Annotated in this window: 7 protein-coding genes; all 7 read right to left on the bottom strand. The window is 63.2% G+C overall.

Going from position 1 to position 7,137, the window contains the following annotated elements; all coding sequences use genetic code 11:
- Positions 1–90: 90 nt before the first annotated feature.
- The 7 genes from FJ964_RS27955 to FJ964_RS27920 all read right to left on the bottom strand — a co-directional run bounded on the left by FJ964_RS27955 (position 91) and on the right by FJ964_RS27920 (position 6,933).
- A complete protein-coding gene (locus FJ964_RS27955; RefSeq protein ID WP_140553684.1) occupies positions 91–678 on the bottom strand; it encodes an NAD(P)H-dependent oxidoreductase in 588 nt (195 codons plus the stop codon).
- Complete coding sequence (locus FJ964_RS27950; RefSeq protein WP_140553682.1) at positions 678–1,259, bottom strand: NAD(P)H-dependent oxidoreductase; 582 nt, start codon at positions 1,257–1,259, stop codon at positions 678–680. The genes FJ964_RS27955 and FJ964_RS27950 overlap by 1 nt, the downstream gene beginning before the upstream one ends.
- Before the next feature lie 205 nt (positions 1,260–1,464).
- Complete coding sequence (locus tag FJ964_RS27940) at positions 1,465–2,868, bottom strand: FAD-binding oxidoreductase (protein ID WP_140553690.1); 1,404 nt, start codon at positions 2,866–2,868, stop codon at positions 1,465–1,467.
- Complete coding sequence (locus FJ964_RS27935; protein WP_140553678.1) at positions 2,868–4,169, bottom strand: cytosine deaminase; 1,302 nt, start codon at positions 4,167–4,169, stop codon at positions 2,868–2,870. Before FJ964_RS27935 ends, FJ964_RS27940 begins: the two co-directional genes overlap by 1 nt.
- A gap of 91 nt (positions 4,170–4,260) precedes the next feature.
- A complete protein-coding gene (locus FJ964_RS27930) occupies positions 4,261–5,109 on the bottom strand; it encodes an ABC transporter permease (RefSeq protein ID WP_140516383.1) in 849 nt (282 codons plus the stop codon).
- Positions 5,096–5,917: an ABC transporter ATP-binding protein gene (locus tag FJ964_RS27925; protein ID WP_140553676.1), complete on the bottom strand. Its 822-nt coding sequence runs from the start codon at positions 5,915–5,917 to the stop codon at positions 5,096–5,098. The genes FJ964_RS27930 and FJ964_RS27925 overlap by 14 nt, the downstream gene beginning before the upstream one ends.
- Before the next feature lie 11 nt (positions 5,918–5,928).
- The gene (locus tag FJ964_RS27920; RefSeq protein WP_140495611.1) at positions 5,929–6,933 is read right to left on the bottom strand and encodes an ABC transporter substrate-binding protein; all 1,005 of its coding nucleotides are present in this window, start codon (positions 6,931–6,933) and stop codon (positions 5,929–5,931) included.
- Positions 6,934–7,137 lie beyond the last annotated feature (204 nt).

Genomic DNA, 7,137 nt, shown 5'->3' with positions numbered 1-7,137 from the left:
GTCATCGCACAATCCCCGTTTCAAAAACAGGGAATCACAACCAGCCAATTTTGCAACAGGCCCACAAGGGGAGAAGGAAAGTTCGCCCCCTCAAAACCTTTCCAGCTTTGTCCGCACTTTCGCCAGAAACGCCGCCCTCGTCTTCGGCGTCGAGGCATCCATCAAATAATGCGCCAGGAAGAAGGTCCGGCAGCGCGTGGCGCAGAGCGCCCGCATGCCGCGCAGCAAGGTCTTGCGCCCGGGCTGGCCGACGACGACGCTCCACCAGGTCGGCGCGCCGCAGGTGGTGATGACGCCAACCTTGGTCACATGCCGCATCAGCGATTTGATCCGCCCCTTGCCGGCCGGAAGCTTGAAGGCGACGTCCGTCGCCCACACCCGGTCGAGCCAGCCCTTCAGCATCGCCGGCAGCCCGTACCACCAGGTCGGATAGACGAACAGGATCGCCTCGGCCCAGTTGAGCAGCTCGAAATGCGGCTTCAGCGCAGGGTCCTGCGGCGCCTGGTCGTTGTAGAAACGCCGTTCCTCGCAGCTCATCACCGGATCGAACTTCTCGGCGTAGAGATCGAGCAGCCGCACCTCCCAGCCCCTTCGCGTCAGCACCTCCACAGCGGTGTCGCGGATAGCGGCGCAAAAACTCTCCGGAACCGGATGGCAATAGACCACCAGCGCTCGCATCAGAACCTGTCCATGTTGGCCGCGACCCTGGCCAAGAACGCCTTGCGCGTCTCGTCGGTCGAAATGTTCATCGAATAATGCGCCAGATAGGAAACGGAAGCACCCGGCTTGGCTGTGGCACGCAGCACGCGTTTGATCAGTTTGCGCGGCGGGTCCCCCATCAGCATGGCGCGGAACCGGCTGCCGCCATAGGTGGTGACCGCCGCGATCTTCCTGATGTTATGCAGCGACGGCTGCGCCTTGCCGTCGATCAGCTTGAACGACACGCCGGGCAGGAAGACGCGGTCGAAGAACCCTTTCAGGATTGCCGGAAAGCCGTAATTCCAGACCGGATAGGAAAGCACCAGCGCATCGGCGCGCAGCAGGCGGTCGACATACGGCGCCGCAGGGTCGGCGGAGCCGCGCGGATTGTGATAGTCCAGCCGTTCTTGGCGAGAGAGCCGCGGGTCGAAATCCTCGGCATAGAGATCGCAGTCGTCAATCGCATGGCCGGCAGCCGTCAGTCGCTCGACGATCGTCCGGTGCAGGCCGGCATTGAAGCTGGTCTCGACCGGATGGGCGTGGAGGACGAGGATGTTCACGGGAAGACATCCCGAAGGTCAGCGCGAGGCGCCCCCCTCCGCCCTGCCGGGCATCTCCCCCTCAAGGGGGGAGATTGGCAGCCCTTGCGCCGCGCCTGTGCTTCCAACGTTGGAGACAGGCGAAAGCGGTGGCGCGAATAATCTCCCCCCTTGAGGGGGAGATGGCCGGCAGGCCAGAGGGGGGCGTTCAGGCGCGAACCTCTCCTCATCCCACCCTCTGCAGCCCCTTGAACAGAAAAGTCCGTCCCGAACGGTAGTCATAATCCGGGTTTTCCCAGGCGATCATCTTGCCGGGATTGAGCAGGCCTTGCGGATCGGTCTCGCGCTTGAAGGCGAGTTGCACCGCATCGGTCTGCTTCATGCCGCCCTCTTCCAGCGTGTAACGATGCGGGTTGAAGATCGGGCAGCCATTCTCCTCATGCAGGCGGATGATCTCGTCGAGCCGTGCCTCGGTGGTGAACTTCACCAGCGGCAGGCCGAAGCAGGTGATGTTGCCGTCCAGCCGCACGAATTCCAGATGCGAGAACACTTCGCCGGGAAACATCGCGTCCATTTTCTCGACCAGCGCCAGCTGGTTGGGAAAGGGATAGAGCGATTGAAGATAGGTGATGTCGGGGTCGACCCGCAGCGCCCTGAGCGTGGTGTGATTCCAGGCCAGCTCATAGGCCGGCGGCAGACCCTTCTGCTCCTCCGCCGTCGCCATGGCGGCATTGAAGATCACCTCGCCTCCAGCCCGGCGAGTGAAAGCGAGGAAGGCGTCCAGCCCATGCCGCGCCACCATGACGACGCAGATGCTCTGCCCATCCTTCAGGAATTTCTGGTGCCGTTTGAAATAGAGCTGCGGCACGGGTGCCGCGATCGGCGTTATCAGCTTGGTCAGGATGCCGTCCTGGCAGGCCAGCGCATTGCCGTAGCGCGCAGCGTCCATGAACTTCTCGAAGCCGACGATGACATCGACCCACTCATAGGCAGCGGTCAGCGGCATCTCGACTTCCGTGATGATGCCGTTTGTGCCGTAGGCGTGCGTCACCTTGTGCAGGTCCTCGCCGGTGAGTTCCAGCGCTCTCGGCTCGGCCTCCATGGTCACCACGCGCAGGCGCAGCACATTGCCGAAATCGCGCAAGCCGCCGAAATTGATCGAACCGACGCCGCCCGAACCGCCGGCGATGAAGCCCCCGATCGAGGCGGTGTTGTAGGTGGAGGGTGAGAGCCGCAATTCCTGCCCGGAATGCGCCCGCGTTGCCTTGTCGATGTCGGCCAGCACCGCGCCCGGCCCCGTCACCACGCGCCCCGGCGCGATCGACTTGATCTCGTTCATCTCGGCGAGGTTGAGCACGACGCCGCCCGAGAGCGGCATCGCCTGGCCGTAATTGCCTGTGCCGCTGCCGCGCGGCGTCACCGGGACGCCGCGCCGGTGACAGGCGGCGAGCACGCGGATCAGCTCGGCCTCGGTCTTCGGTGTCACGACCATGTCGCCGGTGACGTGATCGAGCTGCTGCTTCAGCACCGGGCTGTACCAATAGAAGTCGCGGCTCTTCTGCTGGACGATGGCCGGATTGTCGTCGAGTTTTATCCCTTCGAGGTCGCGTTTCAGCGCGGCGATATCCATCATTCCACCATCAGTTCGTCGAGTTCGGCATAGTCGGGCAGTTGCCGGTCTATCGCGCGCCCGGCGCGCACCACGATGCGATCCGATTCGGGCCGCGACAGCAATTCGGTCCAGCTGCGGCCCTTGAAGACAATGAAATCGGCATCGCCGTCGGCGGCAAGCATGCCGAAACCATCGAGCCGCATCACATCAGCCGGCGTCGCCGTGACGGCCTGCGGCCAATCGGCGACCGGGTGATCCAAATGCAGGATGCGCGTCGCCATGCGGTAGACCTCCAGCATATCGAGGTCGCCATAGGCATAGAAGGGGTCGCGCGTGTTGTCGGAAGCGACCGCGACCGGAATGCCCCTCGCCTTCATCTCGTGCAGCAGCGTCACCCCGCGCCAGCGCGGCGTGGTTTGATCGCTCCGCCGGTCCTGCAGATAGAGATTGCACATTGGCAGCGACACCACTGCCAGCCCGGCCTTCGCCACCTTGTCCAGCGTGTCCAGCACCTCGAGGTCGGGCTGGCGCGCCAGCGAACAGCAGTGACCGACGAGGATCTTGCCTTCGAAGCCGTTCCACAGCGACGCCTCGGCGATTTTCTTCAGCGAGATGGCCGCGACGTCGTCGGTCTCGTCGGCATGGAAATCGAGATCGAGGCCATGCTTGATGGCTTGGGCGAAGACTTGGTCGAGCAATTCTTCCAGGTCCGGCACCATGTAGGTGACGACGCCAAGCACGCCCTTGGCGGCGGCCACCCTTTTGGCCAGCATGTCGAACCAATTCTTGTCGCGCACGCCCTCGACGCCGATCAGGCAGGCGCCCTGCAACTCGATGCGGCCGCGCCACCTCTCGCGCATCGTCTCGAACACCGGCCAGGTAATTTCCTCCTGCGGCGGGACACTGTCCAGATGCGTGCGCAGTGCCCTGGTGCCGTGCGCGTAGGCGCAGCGCAGCGAGAAATCCATACGCCGCTCGACGTCCTCGGCGCTCCAGCGGGCAGCGCGGTCCGCACCTGCGGCATTCAGCGCGCCCATGAAAGTGCCGTCGGGATTGGGTTTTCGCGGCCAGATATGGCCCTTGTCGATATGCGTGTGGCAGTCGACGAAGCACGGCATCACGATACGGCCGGCAAGGTCGACGGCACCGGGCGGCGCCTTCGATCCGGCATGCGCGGCGATGCCTGTGATCTTGCCGTCGGCGACCGAGATATCGGCGAGCGCAAAGCCGTCACCGTCGAAGGGCGCGACAAATCCTGGCGTCAGTGAGCGATGCAGGCGAACATTGGCGAGATGGTAAGAGCCGAAGGTTGGTATCAAGCGTTGCCCCCCTCTCCCCACTTGAGGGGGATATGTCCGGCAGGACAGAGGGGGGCGCCTCGCGCCAGCATCTCAATCACGTCACACACCCCTACCGCTCCTGCTTCAGTGCGCTCTCGTGCCAGCGCCGCAAAATGAGATGCGAAATCAGCGACAGCACGAGGAAGATCAGGATGCCGGTCAGAGAGATCAGGAACAGCGCCGCGAACAGCCTGGGCGCGTTGAGCCGGTAGCCGGCCTCGATGATGCGCGAGGCGAGCCCTGACGACTGGCCGGTAGCGCCGGCCACGAACTCGGCCACCACGGCGCCGATCAGCGACAGGCCGCCGGCGATCTTCAGCCCGCCGAGGAAATACGGCATCGCCGCCGGCAGCCTGAGATAGCGCAATTGCTGCCAACGCGTCGCGCCGTTGAGCTTGAACAGGTCGCGCAGATTGCGGTCGACGGAGTTGAGGCCGAGGGTGGTGTTGGAGAGGATCGGAAAGAAGGCGACGATCCAGGCGCAGAGCAGAAGCTTGGTCGTCTGGTTGTCGACATAGATGTTGATCAGCGGGAAGATGGCCACGATCGGCGTCACTTGCAGCACGATGGCGAATGGAAAGAACGACATCTCCACCCATTTCGATTGTGCGAACAGCACTGCCAGCCCGACGCCGCCGATGACGGCAAGGAGCAGGCTGAGGAAGGTGATGCGCAAGGTGACCAGCAGTGCGGAGAACAGCAGGCCGGCGTCGTTGTAGAGCGTCGCCAGCACCACGCCGGGACGCGGCAGTATGTATTGCGGAATTTCGTTCCACACGCAGATGCGGTCCCACAGCCAGATCGCCAGGATCATGATCGCCAGCGGCAGAACCCAGCGGCCGATCCGCTCGAGCCGTTCCTGGCGCGCTCGGCGTGCTTCCTCGGGGTCGAGTTTCAACGCACCGTCAAGGGTCGTCATGATGCGAACCTGCAATTGAATTGATGGCCTTGACCAGTACGTCGGACGTCTGCCGGCACAGCGCCGCATAATCGGGGGAGGTGCGAAAGGCCTCGTCGCGAGGATAGGCCGCATCGATGGCAAGCTCGTCGAACACCCTGCCTGGTCGCGCCGCCATCACGACAACCCTGTTGGACAAAAAAACGCTTTCGAAGACGCTATGCGTGACGAAGACGACGGTGAAGCGCTCGTCCTGCCATAGCTCCAGGAGATCGTTGTTGAGCTTGAAGCGGGTGATTTCGTCGAGCGCCGCGAACGGCTCATCCATCAAAAGCACGCGCGGCTTGGTCACCAGGGCCCGCGCGATCGAGACACGCATCTTCATGCCACCCGACAGTTCGCGCGGCACGGCGTTCTCGAAGCCGGTGAGATGAACCCTTGCCAGCATCTCGGTCACCACTGGTGCCGCCTTGGCGCGGCTGACACCTTTCAGTCTAAGCGGCAGCCAGACATTATCGAAGACGCTGGCCCAGGGCAGCAATGTCGGCTCCTGGAATACGAAGCCGATGTTGGAGCGGTCGAGCGAACCGCCCGTACGCCAGTCGAGCATGCCGGAGGTCGGCGTTGACAGGCCGGCGATCAGCCGTAGCGCCGTCGATTTGCCGCAGCCGGACGGCCCGAGAAGGCTGAGGAAATCCCCTTCCCGGATCGTCAGGTCGACGTCGGCGAGCGCCGTCACGCCATTGGAAAAGACCTTGCCGACGCCGCGCAGTGCCAGCAAGGAGGCCGAAGCCTTCACCGGCGCTTGCGCCACCTTTTCTTGCATCATGCCGGAACGGCCTATTTCTTCAGCTCGAGTCCGACGCCCTTGTTGACGAAGGCCAGCGTGTAGGCTTTCGTGATGTCGATGCCGGCGGGCGTGACCTTGGCCTTGACCATCTTGTCGTAAAAACTCTTGATCCGCGCCTCGTTCATGGCGCCGATGCCGAGCTTCTCGGTGTCGCCGGAATCGGCCAGGCCAAACTTCTTCATCTGCTCGATCGAGAAAGCGATCTGCTCATCCGTCATGTCAGGATTGTCTTTCTTGATCATGTCGTTGGCGGCCTTGTTGTCGCCGTAGAGATATTTGTACCAGCCCTTGGCCGAGCCATCGACGAAGCACTGGACCACCTCCGGCTTCTTGTCGATCGTGTCCTGCATCACCTCGATCGTCGTAGAATAGGTGTCCCAGCCATAGTCGGCGAGCAGGAACTGGTTGGGCACGAAGCCGCCTTCCTTTTTGACCGCGAACGGCTCGGAGGTGACATAGCCTTGCTGGATCGACTTCTTGTTGGCGAGGAAGGGAGCCGTGTTGTAGGTGTAGGGCACGCGCTTGGCCGCGTCGAAGCCGAGTTCGATGATCATCCACTGGAAGAAGGTCTGCGCGCCCTCGTCGCCCAGAATGTATTGCTCGGCGTTCTTCAGGTCCTCCCATTTGTCCAGCCCCTCGCCGGGATGGGACATGATGACCTGCGGATCCTTCTGGAAATCGGCCGCCACCACGCGCATCGGAATGCCTTGCTGGACGGCGTCGAAGGCCGACAGCAGGTTGCCGCCCATGTAGAAATCGATCTTGCCGGCCAGGAGCATCGGCCGGCCGCTGACCTGCGGGCCGCCCTGCATGATGGTGACGTCGAGGCCGCAGGCGGCATAGGTGCCGTCGGCCACGGCCTGGTAATAGCCGCCATGTTCCGGCTCTGCCAGCCAGTTGGTGCCGAAGGTGACTTTTTCATTTGCCGCGGCACCAAGCGTGCTCGCCGCAAGCACGGCCACCGCCGCTACCGACATCTTCAGTTTTCCGTACATCGACACCACCACCCTTTGTTTGCTCCGGCGCGCCACGCGCCCGGCTCGACACCAGAGATTCAAGAAGCAAGACACATGCCACCGGCGTCTCGCGCCGGGACCCGCCCGCCTGCACCACAGCCATCTGCGAACGCCGGAAAGGTCGTGCTGCACCGGAGGCATCGTGCCTATTTTTTAAACGCCTGTCCACAATCGCACCGGCGG

It is taken from the genome of Mesorhizobium sp. B2-3-2, from assembly GCF_006442295.1.
Lineage (GTDB): Bacteria > Pseudomonadota > Alphaproteobacteria > Rhizobiales > Rhizobiaceae > Mesorhizobium.
Note: the sequence above shows the minus strand (reverse complement) of the source record. Positions and strands in the feature narration are given on the sequence as shown.

What these genes read in the sequence shown, in the direction of transcription:
- FJ964_RS27955 (WP_140553684.1), bottom strand. Translation starts at nt 678, where the DNA reads ATGCGAGCGCTGGTGGTCTATTGCCATCCGGTTCCGGAGAGTTTTTGC.
- FJ964_RS27940 (WP_140553690.1), bottom strand. Translation starts at nt 2,868, where the DNA reads ATGGATATCGCCGCGCTGAAACGCGACCTCGAAGGGATAAAACTCGAC.
- FJ964_RS27930 (WP_140516383.1), bottom strand. Translation starts at nt 5,109, where the DNA reads ATGACGACCCTTGACGGTGCGTTGAAACTCGACCCCGAGGAAGCACGC.
- FJ964_RS27925 (WP_140553676.1), bottom strand. Translation starts at nt 5,917, where the DNA reads ATGATGCAAGAAAAGGTGGCGCAAGCGCCGGTGAAGGCTTCGGCCTCC.
- FJ964_RS27920 (WP_140495611.1), bottom strand. Translation starts at nt 6,933, where the DNA reads ATGTACGGAAAACTGAAGATGTCGGTAGCGGCGGTGGCCGTGCTTGCG.